This is a genomic window from Bradyrhizobium sp. RP6 (assembly GCF_003837805.1).
Taxonomy (GTDB): domain Bacteria; phylum Pseudomonadota; class Alphaproteobacteria; order Rhizobiales; family Xanthobacteraceae; genus Bradyrhizobium.
On record NZ_RQIT01000010.1, the window covers coordinates 41,753 to 58,314 of the forward strand.

At 65.2% G+C, this 16,562-nt stretch carries 11 protein-coding genes and 1 pseudogene; 5 read left to right on the forward strand and 7 right to left on the reverse strand.

The genetic code is table 11. The features are described 5' to 3' along the window. The first annotated feature begins 83 nt into the window (after positions 1 to 83). Positions 84 to 1,109, forward strand: a complete 1,026-nt coding sequence (locus EHH60_RS19515) for a histone deacetylase family protein (protein WP_124161072.1) — start codon at positions 84 to 86, stop codon at positions 1,107 to 1,109. A 256-nt stretch (positions 1,110 to 1,365) separates the two neighbouring features. On the opposite strand, the gene EHH60_RS19520 is transcribed toward EHH60_RS19515, so the two are convergent. From EHH60_RS19520 to EHH60_RS19530, 5 genes and pseudogenes are all read right to left on the reverse strand, one after another. Next, positions 1,366 to 2,346, reverse strand: coding sequence for an LLM class flavin-dependent oxidoreductase (locus tag EHH60_RS19520; RefSeq protein ID WP_124161073.1), 981 nt, complete (start codon positions 2,344 to 2,346; stop codon positions 1,366 to 1,368). Continuing rightward, the gene (locus EHH60_RS19525) at positions 2,343 to 3,074 is read right to left on the reverse strand and encodes a 4'-phosphopantetheinyl transferase family protein (protein ID WP_124161074.1); all 732 of its coding nucleotides are present in this window, start codon (positions 3,072 to 3,074) and stop codon (positions 2,343 to 2,345) included. The genes EHH60_RS19520 and EHH60_RS19525 overlap by 4 nt, the downstream gene beginning before the upstream one ends. Positions 3,075 to 3,359: 285 nt before the next feature. Continuing rightward, positions 3,360 to 3,530 (reverse strand): hypothetical protein, encoded by a 171-nt coding sequence (locus tag EHH60_RS37615; protein ID WP_199751620.1) that lies wholly within the window; start codon positions 3,528 to 3,530, stop codon positions 3,360 to 3,362. A gap of 73 nt (positions 3,531 to 3,603) precedes the next feature. Beyond that, positions 3,604 to 4,221 carry a condensation domain-containing protein gene (locus tag EHH60_RS38795; protein WP_502697413.1) on the reverse strand — a complete coding sequence of 206 codons (618 nt, stop codon included), beginning with the start codon at positions 4,219 to 4,221 and terminating at the stop codon, positions 3,604 to 3,606. 124 nt (positions 4,222 to 4,345) lie between these two features. Continuing rightward, positions 4,346 to 7,082 (reverse strand): annotated as a pseudogene (locus EHH60_RS19530) (AMP-binding protein); the annotation flags it as partial. A gap of 136 nt (positions 7,083 to 7,218) precedes the next feature. Between EHH60_RS19530 and EHH60_RS19535 the strand changes: the two are divergent. The 3 genes from EHH60_RS19535 (at position 7,219) to EHH60_RS19545 (ending at position 12,525) form a co-directional block, all read left to right on the forward strand. Next, positions 7,219 to 10,683, forward strand: coding sequence for an ATP-binding protein (locus tag EHH60_RS19535; protein WP_124161075.1), 3,465 nt, complete (start codon positions 7,219 to 7,221; stop codon positions 10,681 to 10,683). A 1-nt stretch (position 10,684) separates the two neighbouring features. Then, complete coding sequence (locus tag EHH60_RS19540) at positions 10,685 to 11,479, forward strand: protein-L-isoaspartate O-methyltransferase family protein (protein WP_124161076.1); 795 nt, start codon at positions 10,685 to 10,687, stop codon at positions 11,477 to 11,479. 95 nt (positions 11,480 to 11,574) lie between these two features. Beyond that, positions 11,575 to 12,525 carry a DUF6492 family protein gene (locus tag EHH60_RS19545; RefSeq protein WP_199751623.1) on the forward strand — a complete coding sequence of 317 codons (951 nt, stop codon included), beginning with the start codon at positions 11,575 to 11,577 and terminating at the stop codon, positions 12,523 to 12,525. A gap of 11 nt (positions 12,526 to 12,536) precedes the next feature. Here the strand turns inward: EHH60_RS19545 and EHH60_RS19550 are convergent, their stop codons facing one another. Both EHH60_RS19550 and EHH60_RS19555 read right to left on the reverse strand, forming a co-directional pair. Then, a complete protein-coding gene (locus EHH60_RS19550; protein ID WP_124161077.1) occupies positions 12,537 to 13,604 on the reverse strand; it encodes an endo-1,4-beta-xylanase in 1,068 nt (355 codons plus the stop codon). Beyond that, on the reverse strand, positions 13,601 to 14,689 hold the full coding sequence (locus tag EHH60_RS19555) for a glycosyltransferase (RefSeq protein WP_124161078.1): 1,089 nt from the start codon (positions 14,687 to 14,689) through the stop codon (positions 13,601 to 13,603). The genes EHH60_RS19550 and EHH60_RS19555 overlap by 4 nt, the downstream gene beginning before the upstream one ends. 263 nt (positions 14,690 to 14,952) lie before the next feature. Between EHH60_RS19555 and EHH60_RS19560 the strand changes: the two genes are divergently transcribed. Further along, positions 14,953 to 16,389 carry a lipopolysaccharide biosynthesis protein gene (locus EHH60_RS19560; protein ID WP_124161079.1) on the forward strand — a complete coding sequence of 479 codons (1,437 nt, stop codon included), beginning with the start codon at positions 14,953 to 14,955 and terminating at the stop codon, positions 16,387 to 16,389. Positions 16,390 to 16,562 lie beyond the last annotated feature (173 nt).

Below are 16,562 nucleotides of genomic sequence, written 5' to 3' on the forward strand. Positions count from 1 at the left end.
CATTCTTCTTGCTTGCATCCGGCCGCCGCAGGGATCAAGAAATCTGTGGCAACCCTTAGAGCATGCGATCACGGAGTGTTTGAGTGAAAGCCGTCCATACCGAACTGCACCGCAGCCACGATCCGCAATTCTTCCTGGTTCGCGGTGTCGTCAAGCGCACCACCGAGCAGCCCGAGCGCGCCGACCGCCTGCTCAAGGGATTGAAGGACGGCAAGCATCAGCTGGTCGAGCCGACCAAGTTCGGGCAGGGGCCCCGCGCGCGCATCCACAGCCCGGAATATCTGTCGTTCCTGAGCGAGGCCTGGGACGCCTGGACGGCGCTCGGGGATTCCGGCCCGGAGATGATCGGTAACATCCATCCGGTGCGCCATGCCGCAACCTATCCCACCCACATCGTCGGCAAGCTCGGCTGGCACACTGCCGACACCGCGGCGCCGATCGGGCCGGGCACGTGGGCGGCGGTCTGTGCCGCGACCGATGTCGCAGTCACGGCCGCGCAGATGGTGATGGACGGCGAGGACGCGACCTACGCGCTCTGCCGTCCGCCCGGCCATCACGCCTATCGCGACATGGCCGGCGGCTTCTGCTTCCTCAACAACAGCGCGATCGCGGCGGCGCATCTGCGACAGAAGCACGAGCGCGTCGTGATCCTCGACGTCGATGTCCATCACGGCAACGGCACGCAAGGCATTTTTTATGCTCGGCCCGACGTCTACACGATCTCGATCCATGCCGACCCCGTTGCGTACTATCCTTACGTGTGGGGCTATGCGCATGAGCGGGGCGAAGGGCCCGGTCTCGGCACCAATCTCAACATTCCCCTCGCCATCGGCACCGGCGATGACGGCTACATGCAGGCGCTGGACCTCGCGCGCAGGGCGATCGAGTCGTATGCGCCCGGAGCGCTCGTCATCGCGCTCGGTCTCGATGCCTCCGAGCACGACCCGCTGAAGGGATTGGCCATCACCACGCCCGGCTTCCGCCGCATCGGCCAGGCCATCGCGAGGATGGGCCTGCCGACCGTGTTCGTACAGGAAGGCGGCTATCTCTCGGATATCCTTGGCGCGAACCTGACGTCGGTGCTGGCGGGATTCGAGGAAGCAAGGTGAGGCGTCCGCCTCTCCCCGCTCGCGGCAGGACAATCGCATATGGCAGTGGGGGCCGCCGGACGAGCCGGGCCCGCATGGTTCGAGACGCCCGCTTTGGTGGGCTCCTCACCATGAGGCTCTGATATCTCGCCGCAAAACGCGCGCTCATCCTGAGGGCCCGCCGGAGGCGGGCGTCTCGAAGGATGGCCACAGGCGAGTTTCCCGCCGCGTTTCCCATATGCGATTGCCCTGCCGCTCGCGGGGGAGGGAGAAGGCTTCAAAACATCCCGCTCGCCGCGAGCGCCTTGCCGACATGCCGCATCTCGGTCTCGTCCGCGACCATGTCGAGCATGATCGTGGTCAGGCCGTTCGCCGCAAACTCCTTCAGCTTCGCGCCGATCTCCTCGTAGCTGCCGACGAGATATGGGCAGTCGGCCTGGAAAGTCAGGAACGGCAGCAGCCAGTAGCCGTTGTCCTGAAGCTCGCCGCTCTGGCCCTCATAGAGCCGCCGCTTCCACACGGAGTCGCTGTTCTCTACGGTGAGCGCGAGCAGCTCGCGATCATCTGGATTGTCGCGGAAGCGCGCCTTTGCGGCCTGCCGAGCCTCGTCCCGTCCCTCGCGCGCGAATATTCCAAAGTTCAAGCCTGATACGTCGAGCCCGCGATCGAGATCGGGCGGCAGCATCTGCATCTTGATGCAGCCGGTCTCCTTCGCGATGCGCTGGGCCGCCTCGGATTGGCCGGCGATCAAGAACTCCGGCATCAGCTCCGCGGGCAGGCGCGGACGAAGTTGCAGATTGCTGGCGCGGTAGAACCGGCCTTCGAAATTCACCGGCCGCGGGCTTGCCAGCAACTGGCGCATCAGCGCGACGAATTCACCGAGCCGAACGTAACGATCGGCATGCGACTGGTCGTCGCCCAGTCCCTGCAAGTCGCTGATCGCCGTCCCCGTGATCATGTTGAGATAGACCTTGCGGCCATAGAGCTGCGCAAAGGACGAAACGAATTTCGTGGCCGTGAACGGGTGCATATAGACCGGATTGACGGCGATCAGCGGCGAGCTCCGCGTCGTCTCTGCGATGATGTGCTGGGCCATCGCCCAGGGCTCGACGAACACGTCATTGCCTTCGAACAGCAGGATGCCTTCGAAGCCGTTGCGGTCGGCGAATCGGGCCACCCGCATCAGCTCGCCGATATAGGCCTTGGGATCGCGGTTGCGTGAAATCGCGGGAAACACGCGCAGCCGCGGCGGCATCATTCAGCCGCTTGCTGGAGCGGCCAGGCGTGGCGGCTGATGGGAAGGCCGCCGGCCGCACGGGAGCCGTCGGCGATCGCGAGGCGGTGCGAGGGCGATGGCGAGCACAGCGAGAAGCGCCAGCCGTCCGGATCGTCGACGATGTCCGGCTTGAAGCTGATCTCGATGGCCTTGCCCGACACCTGCATCGCGAAGGCGTCGAGCGGCAGATTGAGTCCAAAGCCCCTGGCCTTCAGATAGGCCTCCTTGAGCGTCCAATAGTCGAAGAAGCGCTCGATGGCCGCGGGCTCCGGCAGTCCGCGCAGCGTTTCGACCTCCTCCGGGGCAAAGAAGCGGAGCGCGGTGGACAGCGGGGCGACGCGCCGCGACACGGCTTCGACGTCGACGCCGACGGCCTCATGCCGCGACACCACGCAGGCGACGCAGCCGTCGGCATGCGACAGGCTGAAATGCAGCGCGGTCGAGGTGACAGGCGCTGCGACAAACGGCCGCCCATAGCGGCCCGCGGCAAAGGACCAGTCGGAGGGGGCGACGTTGCGGGCGACCTGCGATAGCGCGAGGCGCAGCATGGCGTGTGCGAAGATGTATTGCCGTCGGTGCCGCTCGAACATGAATCGATCGGCCCGGGCCCGTTCGTCGACCGAGAGCAGGCGCCGGCACGCCTCGGCCGCGCCCGGGGCGTCAAAGGTCTCGATCAGCCCGACAAAGAGTTCAATTCTGTCGTCCGCCATCAATTGGGCCCATGGCGTCAGGCGAGGCCAATCCCCGGTCCCGACGGAAAATTCAACTGAGCAAGAATCACCAAGTGGACTGTTCCTAACGATCCACCCAGGCGAATTCTTGTCGATCTGCAGGCCGGTTTACAGGCGCAAGCTTGTGCGAGACCCCAACTCGACCAGCGAGCGGCCACGACCGAAAACTAAAAATCGAAAACTAAAGACCGAAAGTCAAAGTCCGAAAACTGAAAGCCGAACATTGAAGTCTGGAGATTTCTGCAGCGTCCCGGCCGGCGAATTTTACTTCTTCTTCTTCTTGGCCTTCTTCGACTCACCCAGGATGGAAAGACTGGCGTCGACCTCCTTCAGTGCCGACTGCAGCTTCTTCTTCTCGTCGGTCAGCAGCTTCTGGAGGGCCTTGCGGTCCTTGTCGCTCAACGAGGTGCCCTTGGTAAATTTGATGAAACCCATAATACTCCCCCGGTTGAAAATAGTCGTCCAAATCAAAACCGCGGGAATAATCTTGCGCGGCGACACCAAATAATCAAGACGCAACTTGATCATTCACAGGCTTGGCCGTGAATCCGTACAGCCGGCCGAGCGGTGTGTTGGGTTGAGCGATGGCCGCCGTCAGCAGCGCGACGAGATCCTCCATCCACTCGCCGACCACTCGGCCCTCGAGCAACTCGCGCTTGTAGTTGCATGAGCCGGTGATGCCGGTCGGCCGCTCCTTGAGCATCAGCGACAGCCGGGTCTGGTCGATCGGCAGCACCGGCTGGCCTTCGCGCGCGATGTTGCCGATCGACGCTGTTGCGAGATCCGGCAGATCGAGCGGCTGGCGCAGCGGATTCTGCAGCGTGAAGTAGACCTGCAGCAGCGAGGCCGGATCGATCCCCTCCTGCTCCAGATGGTCGGCCAGGATGTTGAACGGCAACTCGTGCCGCGCATGCGCATCGAGCACGCTCTGGCGCACCCGCATCAGGGCTTGTGCGAACGACAGCTCCGGCGTGATTGTCGTACGGACGATCACCGTGTTCTCGAACGGGCCGATGATGCGGTCGGTGTCCGGCTGGGCACGATTGGCCATGGAGGTCGCGACCGCGATGTCGGTGCGGCCCGTCCGCGCCAGCAGCATGCCCTTCAGGCCGGTGAGCAGGCACATGAACAGCGTGCAATTGTGCCGGCCGGCGAACGCCGTGAGCCGGCCGACCAGTTCACGCTCGAGGCTGACCGGATGGTGGCCGGTGGATGCGCCCGGGCGCGCTTCGCCGTCGAAGACGGGGCCCGCTCCGCGCAAATTCTCCGTCCAGTCTGACGCCTGGGTTGGCGATCAGCGATCCCGTCGCGACGTCCTCATGCGAGGTGTGGCGGAACAACAGGCACTGGAAGGCGGCCAGCAGCGTCATGAACGGTGTGACGCCCTGGGTCTGGCTCAGTGCGCGCAGGTCACCCGACAGCGTCTTGGAAAGTTCGAGATAGTGGCGCGCGCCGTGACCGCTCCAGATCCGTGGCCTAGGCCTGTCGGTTCGCAGCGGCAGTGTGGTGACGCCGTGGAGCTGGGCCCTCCAATAATCGAGCTGCTCCTTCGCCGCCGGCGTCTGCGCCCAGCTCTGCTGCCAGAGCGCGAAGTCGCGATACTGGAAGGCAGGCGAAGGCAGCGTGACCGGACGCTTCATGCGCGCCGCGGCGTAATGGACGGCGAGATCCTCCCAGAACAGCCGCTGCGACCAGCCGTCGGTGACGAGGTGATGGACGTTGACCACCAGCGCATGGCTGTGCTCGTCGAACGACAGCAGTGCGACCTTCAGCGGCGGCTCGTGGGACAGGTCGAACGGATGTTGTGCGAGCTTGAGCGCCTCGCGCCGGACAGCCGCGAGCCGCTTGTCCGCAGGGCAGGGCTTGAGCTCGATGCGCTCGAACTGCGACGGCGATGACTGCACAAGCTGCACCGGCTCGCCCAGACGTTCGATGAAGACCGTGCGCAGCGCCTCATGGCGCGCACAGATCGCAGTGAGGCTCGCAGAAAGCGCGGCGACGTCGACCGGGCCGCTGAGAAGCGCCACTTCGACGACATTGTAATTGTAGCGGGTCGGGTCGAGCCGCGAGAGCACGTACATCCGCTGCTGCTAGAACGACAGCGGTGCATCTGCGCCCGCAGCGCGGTGCCAGGCCGGCAGCGCCGTCTCGCGCCGGCTTGCGGCGGTATCGATCCGGGCCGCAAGTGCTGCGACCGTGGTGCAATCGAAGATGTCCTCGAACGAGAAGTCGACATTGAAGCGTTCGCGCAGGCGCGAGCGCATCTGCGTCACTGCGAGCGAGTCGACGCCGAGCGCGAAGACGTCCTGGTCGACGCCGACCTGCGGCAACTCCAACAGGCCCGCCCAGATTTCGGCGAGCTGGGTCTCCAGCGCATTGCGCGGCAGCCGGGTCTCGTCCCTGCCGTCAACTGCTGCAATGAGTCCGGCCAGCACATTGCGTTGAACCTTGCCGCTGGCGCCTTTCGGCAGCGCCGCGACGCTGCGGATCAGGCTCGGTACCTTGTAGGCTGCGAGCCGCTTTCGTGCGAACTGGCGTAGCTGTTCGGAGGTGGCCTCGGAATTCGGCCGCAGCACCACGACGGCGGCGACGTTCTCGCCGAGCTTTTGGTGCGGGATGGCGAATACGCCGGCCTCCAGCACCGCCGGATGGCCGAGCAGAACTTCTTCCACCTCCAGCGGCGATATCTTCTGACCGCCGCGGTTGATGACATCCTTGATGCGGCCACGATGAAGAGATAGCCGTCGGCATCGAGATAGCCGAGGTCGCCGGTCCGAAACCAGCCATGGCGGAACGCAGCCTGCGTCGCCGCCTCGTCATTGCAATAGCCGCGGCTCATGTTTGGCCCGCGCAGCATGATCTCGCCGCGCGCGCCGCTCGCAAGCGTGCGGCCCGTCTCGTCCATGATCGCGATCTCGGGGCCGGCGGCGCGGCCGACCGATCCGACCTTCCGCAGCTCGAACGGATTGGCCGCGATCTGCGAGGCCGCCTCCGTCATCCCGTAGGTCTCGAGCACGGGAACGCCGAACGTCGCCTCCAGCCCTCGAAGAATCGCAGGCGCGAGCGAGGCCGAGGCCGAGCGGATCACGCGCAGCGACGACGGTCGGGCATGGTCCGGGTTCGCCTCCGCCGCCGTCAGCAATGCGCGATGAATGGTCGGCACCGCCGTGTACCAGGTCGGTTGCAGCTCCCGCATCCAGCCGAAGAAGGACGAAGAATCGAAGCCATCGGTGCAGATCACGCTGGAGCCAGCGGCCAGCGCAGTGAGAAGGCCGGAGATCAAGCCATGGCATGAAACAGCGGGAGGACGTTGAGCAGGCGATCGCGCGACGTGAGCGACAGCACATGGCCGGCATTGTAAGCGGACAGGCAGACATTGCGATGCGTCAGCGGCACCATCTTCGGCCGCGCCGCCGTTCCCGACGTCAACAGGATGAACGCATCGTCGTCCCCGCGCGAGGGGCCGCTCGTGCTCGCCGGCCCGACCGACGGGCCGATGAACGCGCAGCCGCCGAGATCGTCTTGCGGCCCCGGCACGAAATCGATCACCGCGATATCGAACGCCCTGGCGACGTCGCGGCTCGCGGAGTTCATGTCGGTCTGGGTCACCAGCGCCGCCAGCTTCAGTTCGCTGAACTAGCGTTGCAGCTCGTCCGCCGTCAGATCCGGGTTGACGGGGACGCAAACGGCGGCCGACGCGACCGCGATCAACGCCAGTGCGCTGTCGGCGCCACGCGGCAGCGCAACTGCAATGCGGTCCGCGGGCGCGATGCCGAGCCCGCGCAGCGTCCGGATCAGATACTGCGTCCGGTTGCCAAGGGCGCGGTAGTTGAGAACCGGCCGGCCAGGGGCGAGGAGTGCGGGCGCCGCCGCTGTCCTGCGCGCGTAGAATTCGAGAAGGCCGCTGATATGCGCGAATATTTTCGTTTCGGCCGTCGTACCGGCTGATCCTTCGTTCGCTCCGGATGCAATGTCCGACAACGCCATTCCCTTTTGATCCGATTGAGCTATTCTTCCAAGAAGTTGGGGAACGGGTCCAGTCTGAGGTGAAGTTTGAGCCCCAAAATCTGTGGTTGAGGGGCATCGGAGCCCTTCGACGGAGTGATGGTCGGGCAGAATCACCATGCTGGAGAATGAACCGGGCACGGGGACGGAAGGCGAGCTGAAGCGCTGGCTCGACGGTATCGGCCTCGGTCACTACACCGATCTCTTCGCGCAGCACCGTCTCGATCTCGACGTGATCGGGGACCTGACCGAATCCGACCTGGCCGAACTCGGATTGCCGCTCGGCGATCGCAAGCGGATCCAGCGGGCGATGGCGGCGCTGTTTCGAGCGGAAACGGCGGAGGCGCCAACCGAGGCGGTGCGTCCGCAAGCACGGGCGGACGTCGGAGCCGAACGGCGCCAGCTCACCACGATGTTCTGCGACATGGTGGATTCCACCTCGCTGTCCGCGCAGTTCGATCCCGAAGACGTCCGCGACATGATTGCGGGCTTCCGCGAAACCTGCGTCCGCGTGGTCAAGCATTATGAGGGCTTCGCCGCCCGTTTCGTCGGCGACGGTATCCTGGTCTATTTCGGCTATCCGACCGCACATGAGGATGATGCCGAGCGCGCGGTGCGCGCCGGGCTCGAGATCGTGCGCGTGCTGTCGATGGCGCACGCGGTCGAGCCGCGCGGTGCGCTCGGCCACTCACCCGCCGTCCGCATCGGAATCGCGACCGGCCTCGTCGTGGTCGGCGACCTCGTCGGACAGGGCACCGAAGAACGCGACTCCGCGGTCGGGGAGACCGTCAATCTCGCTGCGCGCCTGCAGGCCCTGGCGCCGCCAAACGGTGTGGTGATCTCCGCTTCGACGCAGTCATTGCTGAAGGGGAAGTTCGATTACCGCAATCTTGGCGTCCATGTCCTGAAGGGGATCGCCGAGAAGGCACAGGCCTGGCATGTGGTGCGCGCCTCGCGGATGGAGACCCGCTTCGCCGCCGCGATGGGCTCGCGGTTGACGCCGCTCGTCAACCGCGAGGAGGAGATCTCGCTGTTGATGGGGCGCTGGCAGCAGGCCAAGGACGGCGACGGCCAGGTCGTGGTCAAGTTCGGCGAGCCCGGCATCGGCAAGTCGCGCATCATCCAGGAAATCTTCGAGCGGATATCGGGCGACCGCCACGGACAAGTTTCGCTCCAGTGCTCGCCTTACTACACCTCCACGGCGTTCCATCCGTTCGTCGATCAGCTCAAATTCTCGCTCGGCCTCGATCGTGAGGATCCGTCCGCGCTGTCGCTGGCGGGCCTCGAGACCGCGATCGCCGCCGCTCATGGCGACATCCAGCAGGTCACTCCGCTGTTTGCCGCGCTGCTGTCGATACCGACCGGAGACCGCTATCCGCCGCTCGAACTGTCGCCGCAGCAGCAGAAGGATGCGACGGTTGTGGCGCTGGTCGACCATTTCCTCGGTCTTGCGCGCGAAATGCCGCTGGTGATCGCGTTCGAGGACCTGCACTGGATCGACCCGACGTCCCGGAAGGTGATCGATCTTCTGGTCGACCGCGTGCAGAATCGGCCGATCCTGGTCATCATCACCGCGCGCTCCGAATTCCAGCCGAGCTGGAGCGCGCATTCGCACATCACCACCGTGGTCCTGAACCGCCTGAGCCGGCAATTGCGCACGACGCTGGTCGAGCGCGTGGCAGGACGCGAGCTGCCCAAGGAGGTCGTCGAGGAGATCATCGTCAAGACCGACGGCGTGCCGCTGTTTCTGGAAGAGCTGACCAAGACAGTTCTCGAATCCGACCTCCTGACCGAGCGGCACGGGCGCTACGTGCTGTCCGGGCCATGGCGGCAGCTCGCAATCCCGGCAACCCTGACCGACTCTCTGATGGCGCGGCTCGACCGGATGGGACCGTTCAAGCGCATCGCGCAGATCGGCGCCACGGTAGGCCGCGAGTTCTCCTACGAGACGCTGCACGCCGTCGCCAACACGCCGGCCGAGCAGATCGTGGCGGCGCTCAATCATCTGGAGGACGCAGGGCTGATCATGCGCCGCGGCCACCCGCCGGACGCGCTCTACTCCTTCAAGCACGTGATGATCCAGAACGCCGCGCATGCGAGCCTGTTGCACAGCGAGCGGCGCAAGCTGCATTCCCGGATCGCCCAGGTGCTTTCCGAAATGTATCCGGAGAAGTCCGAGCGCGAGCCGGAGCTGCTCGCCTATCACCTGACCGAATCCGGCCAGAGCGAGGGCGCCGCCGGCTTCTGGCTCAAGGCCGGCAAGCAGGCGGCGAGGAACGGCGCCAATCTGGAGGCGATCGGCCATCTGCGCCGCGGCCTCGGCGTCGTGCACGCCAACGCGGGCATACCGGGGGCCGACGAGATGGAGCTCGAGCTGCGCATCGCGCTGGGCAACGCGCTGATTGCCGCCAAGGGCTATGCGGTGCAGGAAGTCGAGGAGAACTACATCCGCGCGCTGGAGCTCGGTCATCAGCTCGATGACGACGAAAAGGTCTTCGCAGCCACTCGCGGACTCTGGGTGTGCCACTTCATCCGCGCCGATCTCACCCGCGCGCACGATCTCAGCGTCGAGCTGTTGAAATTCGCCAAGCGGCAGCGGCTGAACGAGCGCTCGCGGCCGGCGCAGCAGACCGGATATTTGATCGAAGCGCACCGTTCGATCGCGATGACCATGCTCTATCGCGGCCGCTTTGCCGCCTCGCAGCATCATCTGCACCGCTGCATCAATCTCTACAGCCCCGATTTGCACTCCGACCTCATGGTGCGGCACGGCACCGATCCCGGCGTCGTCTCGCTGTCCTATCTCGGTTATCTGCTCTGGTTTCTCGGACGGCCCGACGCGGCGCGCGAGCACAGCGAGCAGGCGATCGCCAATGCCGAGAAGATCCGCCATCCCTTCACGCTCGCCTTTGCGCTCGTGTTCGGCGCCTATCTCTGCCAGCATCTGCGCGACGTCGAGGGTACGCGCGACCACGCCAACCGCGCCATGATCATCGCCAGCGAGCACAATTTCCTGCACTGGAAGCAGCAGGCGACGATCCTGCGCGGCTGGGCGCTGACGCAGCTCGGCGAGACCGACGAGGGCCTCAGCCAGATGCGCTTGGGCCTCGACGAGTACGAGGCGATGGATTCCTGGCTCGCCGGCTGCTGGTTCCGCTGCCTGCTCGCGGAAGCCTATGCCAAGGTTGGGATGCGGGATGCCGCCTTGCGCGCGCTGGACGGCGCGCTTGCAACCGCGCGGCGGACCGGTGATCATTCCTATCTCGCCGAGGTCTATCGCCTTCAAGGCGAGATTACCCTGTCGGATGGCGATCCGGCCTCGGTGCAGGAGGCCGAGGAGCTGTTCGCGCAGTCGCTTGCGACAGCGCGCAAGCAGGGTGCGCTGTCCTGGGAGCTTCGTACCGCCGTCAGCCTCGCGCGCTTGTTGCTCGAGGCCGGCAGGCGCGAGCACGCAAGTCTTCTGCTCGTGCCCGTCGTGGGCAAGTTCAGCGAAGGTCTTTGCACGCCGGACCTGACGCAGGCGATGCAGCTGGTGGCCGAGCTTGGGACCGACGCGCCCGTGGGCGAACAGGCCGATCTGTGACATGCGCGATCTTGCCGCCGCGCGTGCGCGCTACGTGGAGAGGATTGCCAGGCGCGAGCGGATTTCCTCGCCCCGCCTGCTCGAGGCGCTTGCCACTGTTCCGCGCGAGGATTTTCTGCCGAGGGGGCCCTGGCGCATCAAGAGCGAGGCGGCGCGCAGCTACCGGCTGACGCCCGACGCGGATCCGGTTCATCTCTACGACAATGTGCTGGTCGCGATCGACGCCCGCCGCAAGCTCGACACCGGCTTGCCGAGCCTGTGGGCGCATCTCATCGACGTGCTCGACGTCAGCGAGAAGGAGCGCGTCGTGCAGGTCGGCTGTGGTCTTGGTTATTTCTCGGCGGTGCTGTCGGTGATCGTCGGCCCAAAGGACGACGTACATGCGGTCGAATGCGACGGGCGGCTCGCAGCCCGGGCGGCGAACCACTTGCGCCGATATCGCAACGTCACGGTCGTCAACGGCGACGGATGCAAGGACGTCGGCGAGCCCGCCGACGTCATCATCGTCCATGCCGGCTTCCCGCAGCCGCACCTGCTCTGGCTTCAGTCGCTCCGCCCGCGCGGCCGCCTCCTGGTGCCGCTGACGCGGCGGGATCGCGAAGGCGTCGCCCTCAGGATCGCGCGCAGGGGCAGGGGGTTCGAAGCTGAGGCGATCCAGCAGATCCGGATCTTCCCCGGCCATGGCCGCGGCACCACCGGCCTCGACGACCGCGTCGCCGACTGGTGGCAGCGAGCATCAGCGCTGGCACCGCTGCGCTTTCGTAGGCTGGAGCAGGGGCTGCCGGCGGATGGCTAATACTTCGTTTCATTTTACCTTGATTGCGATCGCAAGTTTCCAACGCCCCACATTGGCGCTATGAGTGCGGCCTGATTGCCATTCGAGCGCGCGCCATGCATTCCGTCGCCCTGCTGACTGCCAGCTACGCCAAGGATATCGAGCGCTTTTCGCTGCTCAGCGAGAGCATCGACACCTGGCTCTCGGGATATAAGCGGCATTATGTTCTCGTTAACGATGAGGACGTTCCGCTGTTCGCGCGGTTCGCCTCCGACAAGAGGGTCATCGTTCCGGCCTCGCACTACCTGCCGAAATGGCTGTTCGCGGTGCCGCCGGCCCTCCAGTTCCTCAGCAGCCGGCGTGTCTGGCTCTCGCTGCTGTCGTCGCCCGTGCATGGCTGGCACATCCAGCAGATCCTGAAGATCGCAGGCGTTCTCAATGCGTCCGAGCAGCGCGTCTGCATCCTGGATTCGGACAATCTGTTCTTCCGCGAATTCGACGTCAGCCGATATGCCGGCGACGAGAAGGCGCCGCTCTACGTCACGCGCAAGGCGATCGGCGCCGACCACCCGGTGCATGGCGTGTGGCTCCGCACCGTGGATCAACTTCTGGGGATCGAGCAGCGCTCGTTCCCGGCGGACGATTATGTCGGCAACGCGCTGGTCTGGGACAAGGACACCGCGCGCGCGATGACCGACGCCATCAAGTCGGCGACGGGCTTGAGCTGGGCTCTGGCGCTGTGCCGGAAGAAGAAGTTCTCCGAATATCTGCTTTACGGGAACTTCGTCGCGAACTCGCCGGAACATCTGGCGAGGCATCGGGTCACTGAAGACAGCATCGCAGCCTCGCACTGGGACGATACGCCACTCGACCGTCCGGCCATCGAAGCGATGATGCGGGCTGCTTCGCCCGAGCAGGTGGCGCTCTGCATCCAGTCCTATTCGTCGACCTCGGTCGACGACATTCGTGACGTGTTCCGCCTCTCTTCGCGCGACCGTCGCAGTCCGGGCCTTGCTCCCGATCACATCGGAGATGCGCCCGCGTTCGAAACGCCGAGGACACGCTGAGGACCAGCGCCTCAGGCGTCCCTCGTGAACTTGCCGATAACGTCCATGAACGGCTTCGGCTTGAACTCGCCGTCGAGCGGCAGCGGACGGTTCGGCTGCTTGTCCTTGCGGGAGAAGGTGCCGTTGATCCAGCTGTAACGGTCCGAGATGCCCCAGGTCAGGATCGAGCGCACCGGGCCGCTGGCCGAGATCGCCGTCAGCAGATCGTCGACGCGCTTGGCGACGATGGCGTCGCGCTCTGCCGGATTGCCCGCCAGCTTCTGGTCGTCGACGTCGAGCTCGGTGACCAGCACCTCGAGCCCCCAGGAGCGCAGCTCGGCCACGAACGCGGCGAGCCCGTGCGTGTCGATCTCGAGCTCGGCGTGCAGATGCGATTGCAGCCCCACCGCGTGCAGCGGAACACCCTGATCGAGCAGGTCCATGATGAGGTTGCGGTAGGCTGCCCGCTTGGCGATGAACGAGTCTTTCGCCGACTCGATGTCATATTCGTTGATCGCGAGCTTGACCGAGGGGTCGGCGGCGGCCGCCGTGCGGAACGCCAATGGAATCCAGCCTTGACCCAGATGCTGTGTCCAGAACGTGTCGCGCCGGTCCTTCGTACCGCGGGGATTGTCCGGGATCGGCTCGTTGACGACATCCCACGACGTCAGCTTGTCCTTGTAGTAGGACACCACGGTGCCGACGTGGTCGCGATACGCGCGCTCGACGCCCTTGGTGGTCTTGATCTGCTTGGTCCAGTCCGGAATGTCGTGATACCAGGCGAGCGCGTGGCCGCGCATCGTCAGATCGTTGTCTCGCGCGAAATCCAGGATCGCGTCGGCGCGTTCGAAGGCAAACGTATGCGCGTCCGGCCGCAACATCGGCCATTTCAGCTCGAGCACCGGCACCACCTGGGTGCAATAGGTGCTGATGGCCTCGCCGAGCCTGGGATCGGCTTGCAGGTCCCAGAGCGTCGCCGCAGCGCCAAAGCCGGGACGGCGCTGGGCGCGTCTCGACGCCGGCACTGCGGACGCCGATGCGCCCGCCGCGAGGCTCGCCGCGCTGCCGAGGAGAAATTCGCGTCGGTCGATCCTGGTCACGCGTGACGCTGCATCGCCGCTTCGGCGATCTCGTAATAGTGAAGCGCGCCCTTCTCGAGCGTCAGGTGGTCCAGCACATAGTCGCGCGGCGCGAAGTCCCCCGCGCCGACGTGCGACCAGAAGCGGTCCCAGCCCGCGGCGAACCCGCTCGCATCGGTGAAGGTCATGCCACAGCGTCCGTCGAAATAGGGAACGGAGGACACGTCGCCTTCGAACCTCACCTTGTCCGGAAAATATTTCGGATCCTGCCACGGTCCGCCACGGTCCCAGGCAAAGACAGGAACGCCGCTCGACAGCGCCTGCTGGCAGGCGATGCCCTGGCTTTCGTGCTCGCAGAGGAAGACCATGCTGCGGCAACGCGCCAGCGCGGCCTTGTAGTCGTCTTCCTTGTAGTGCCCGTAGCGGATCACCTCGACGGTACGGCCGCTCGCCGCGAGATGCCTGCGGATCGGCTCGATCAGCTCTCGCTCGTACCGTGCTTGATCCCAGCGGACCTTGTCGTAGAGCAGCACGTCGACGCTCTTCTGATCCGCCGGCGCGGGTGTCCATAGATCGGTCTCGATGCCGACGGGCCAGGCACCGACGTGGGGCCAGTGCGGACGGAACATGTCGGCATACCACGCGCACGGCACCAGCACGCACCTCACATCGAGGTCCTTCAGGCTCTCCGGCGCATCGATCGGATGGTCATACATGGCGACGCCGAGCAGGAGCGGGTTCTTCCACTTGAACCAGTCGAGCACGAACGGCCGGCCGATGATGCAGGCAAGTTCCTCGGGATGCTTCCGGATGTAGTGATAGTCGTTGACGCGGTAACGGATGCCGAGCCGATCGAGGCCCGCGCACAGATTGAGCAGGACGCGCCGCTGTCCGCTGATGAAGGACTTGCCCAGCAGCAAACGCCGCAGCAGCGGCCGGAGATGACGGTCGCCGGGAAACCAGCGGTCGTCCCGTTCTTCGAAAAAGAGGTTGAGGACCATCCTGTCGCGGCCTCCTGCGCCGAAATCCGAAGGAACCGTAGGCACGTTGGTGCCGCGACAAGGCAGCGAGGCCGGTTTCACCCGGGTTGGTTCGGCAACGTCCATGTCGGTCACTTCAGGGCATCGGAGGAGTCGAGCGACGCTTCGCCATCATTGCTTCTTTTCTGTGATCACGCCGGCCGCTTCAAGGACAGGGCAAATTTAACGCTAACGCGCGATAACCGCCCGCGCGCTCCATTCGCGGTCCGATTTGCGGGCTTGTGCGGCTATCTTCGCCGATGCCAGCCGCACAATCCGATTGTCACACCAAAGTCCAACTGCCTTAACGTCTCGTTAATCCTGATGACCGCCAACGGTCCCGTGCTCGCATGCTGAACCGCCATTTCTCGATTTACCTGGTCGCCTACATCCTGCCTGCGGCGGTGGGCTTTTTCGCGGTCACCGCCTATACGCGGCTTCTGAGTCCGGCCGAGTACGGCCTCTATGTCGTCGGCATCAGCCTTGCGGGCATTCTGGGCGCGATCTTCTTCGCCTGGATCAAGCTGTCGGTGTCCCGCTATCAGGCGATGTCGGCGGAGGTCGATTTCCGCGGCACGGCGATGGTCGCCTTCGCCCTCACGGCCGCGGTGCTCTGCGCCACCACCCCGCTGGTTGTCCTGTTCCGCAGCGACGTCAGTGTCGAGCTGCTGCTCGCCAGCATGTTCGTCGCGATCATGGCGAACGCGGTCGATGTCGGCCAGGAGTTCGAGCGCGCCAAATTGCGCCCCTACCGCTTCGCGGCGATCTCGATCGTGCGCAGCGTCTCCAGCGTCGGCTTCGGTCTCCTTGCCATCTGGCTCGGCTGGGGTGGATTGGGGTTGCTCGCCGCGTTTGGTCTCGGGTCGCTCGCCGGCATCATCCTGAACCTCGTCGGCGACCGCACCAGGATCGCGCGATTCCAGCGCAGCCAGTTCATGCAGCTGGCGCGCTACGGCCTGCCGCTGACGCTGGCAGGGCTTTCCGTTGCCGTCTATTCGGCCTGCGACCGGCTCATTGTCGCCTATTTGCTCGGCAAGGACGCTGCCGGCATCTTCGGCGTTGCGGCCGATCTGCCACGCCAGTTCATGGTCATGATCGCATCCAGCGTTGCCGCAGCAACCGTGCCGCTGGTGTTCCGGTCGTTGGCCGAGAAGAACGGCGAGACGACGCGGGAGCGGCTGACCGAAAGCCTCGAGCTCCTGCTCGTCGTCGTTGCGCCCGTTGCGGTCTGGCTCGCGCTCGCCGCGGACCAGGTGGCCGGCACGCTCGTCGGCATCGACTTCCGCGCCGGCGTCTCGGCGCTGCTGCCGACGCTGGTGCTCGCCCGTTTCTTCGGCATCGCCAATCAGTTCTACGTGCAGATCAGCTTCCAGCTCGCCGAACGGCCCTTCATGCTGGCGGCGCAATCCTTTCTCACGCTGGTGATCAGCGTCGCCCTGATGTTCGCGCTGATCCCCGGCTACGGCCTTTACGGCGCGGCCCTGGCGACGCTGGCGACCGAGGCGATCGGCTTCCTCGTTGCCGCCGTCTTGATGCATCGGGCCTACCCGGTCCCGTTCGAGTTCAATCGTCTCGCCGGCGTCGCCGTCTCCGCAGCCGCGATGGCGGTCGCGATCCTGATTGCGCGGTCGCAGGCGGGCGGCACCGGCTTCGTGTCGCTCGCCGTCGTCAGTCTCGCCGGCGGCCTCGCCTATGCAGCTGCGGCCTGGCTGCTGAATGTTGCGAACGTGCGAACGTTGTCGCTGCGTTTCCTGCGAACGTCGAACCGCAAGGCGCTCGGCGTTTAGCTCGAGCATGATCCGGAAAAGTGCGCAGCGGTTTTCCCTCGCGACAAACGCGCAACGCGTTTCCGCGGAGTTCATGCTCGAACAATAACCTGAAGGTGCGTAGCGGGCGGTGTCGGCCCATACGGCTGCACCAAAAGGTGACTTGGACATTCTGCCGCAGTGATCGACGCCAG

What these genes read in the sequence shown, in the direction of transcription:
- EHH60_RS19520 (WP_124161073.1), bottom strand. Translation starts at nt 2,346, where the DNA reads ATGATGCCGCCGCGGCTGCGCGTGTTTCCCGCGATTTCACGCAACCGC.
- EHH60_RS19525 (WP_124161074.1), bottom strand. Translation starts at nt 3,074, where the DNA reads ATGGCGGACGACAGAATTGAACTCTTTGTCGGGCTGATCGAGACCTTT.
- EHH60_RS37615 (WP_199751620.1), bottom strand. Translation starts at nt 3,530, where the DNA reads ATGGGTTTCATCAAATTTACCAAGGGCACCTCGTTGAGCGACAAGGAC.
- EHH60_RS38795 (WP_502697413.1), bottom strand. Translation starts at nt 4,221, where the DNA reads ATGTGCCTGCTCACCGGCCTGAAGGGCATGCTGCTGGCGCGGACGGGC.
- EHH60_RS19535 (WP_124161075.1), top strand. Translation starts at nt 7,219, where the DNA reads ATGCTGGAGAATGAACCGGGCACGGGGACGGAAGGCGAGCTGAAGCGC.
- EHH60_RS19540 (WP_124161076.1), top strand. Translation starts at nt 10,685, where the DNA reads ATGCGCGATCTTGCCGCCGCGCGTGCGCGCTACGTGGAGAGGATTGCC.
- EHH60_RS19545 (WP_199751623.1), top strand. Translation starts at nt 11,575, where the DNA reads ATGCATTCCGTCGCCCTGCTGACTGCCAGCTACGCCAAGGATATCGAG.
- EHH60_RS19555 (WP_124161078.1), bottom strand. Translation starts at nt 14,689, where the DNA reads ATGGACGTTGCCGAACCAACCCGGGTGAAACCGGCCTCGCTGCCTTGT.
- EHH60_RS19560 (WP_124161079.1), top strand. Translation starts at nt 14,953, where the DNA reads ATGCTGAACCGCCATTTCTCGATTTACCTGGTCGCCTACATCCTGCCT.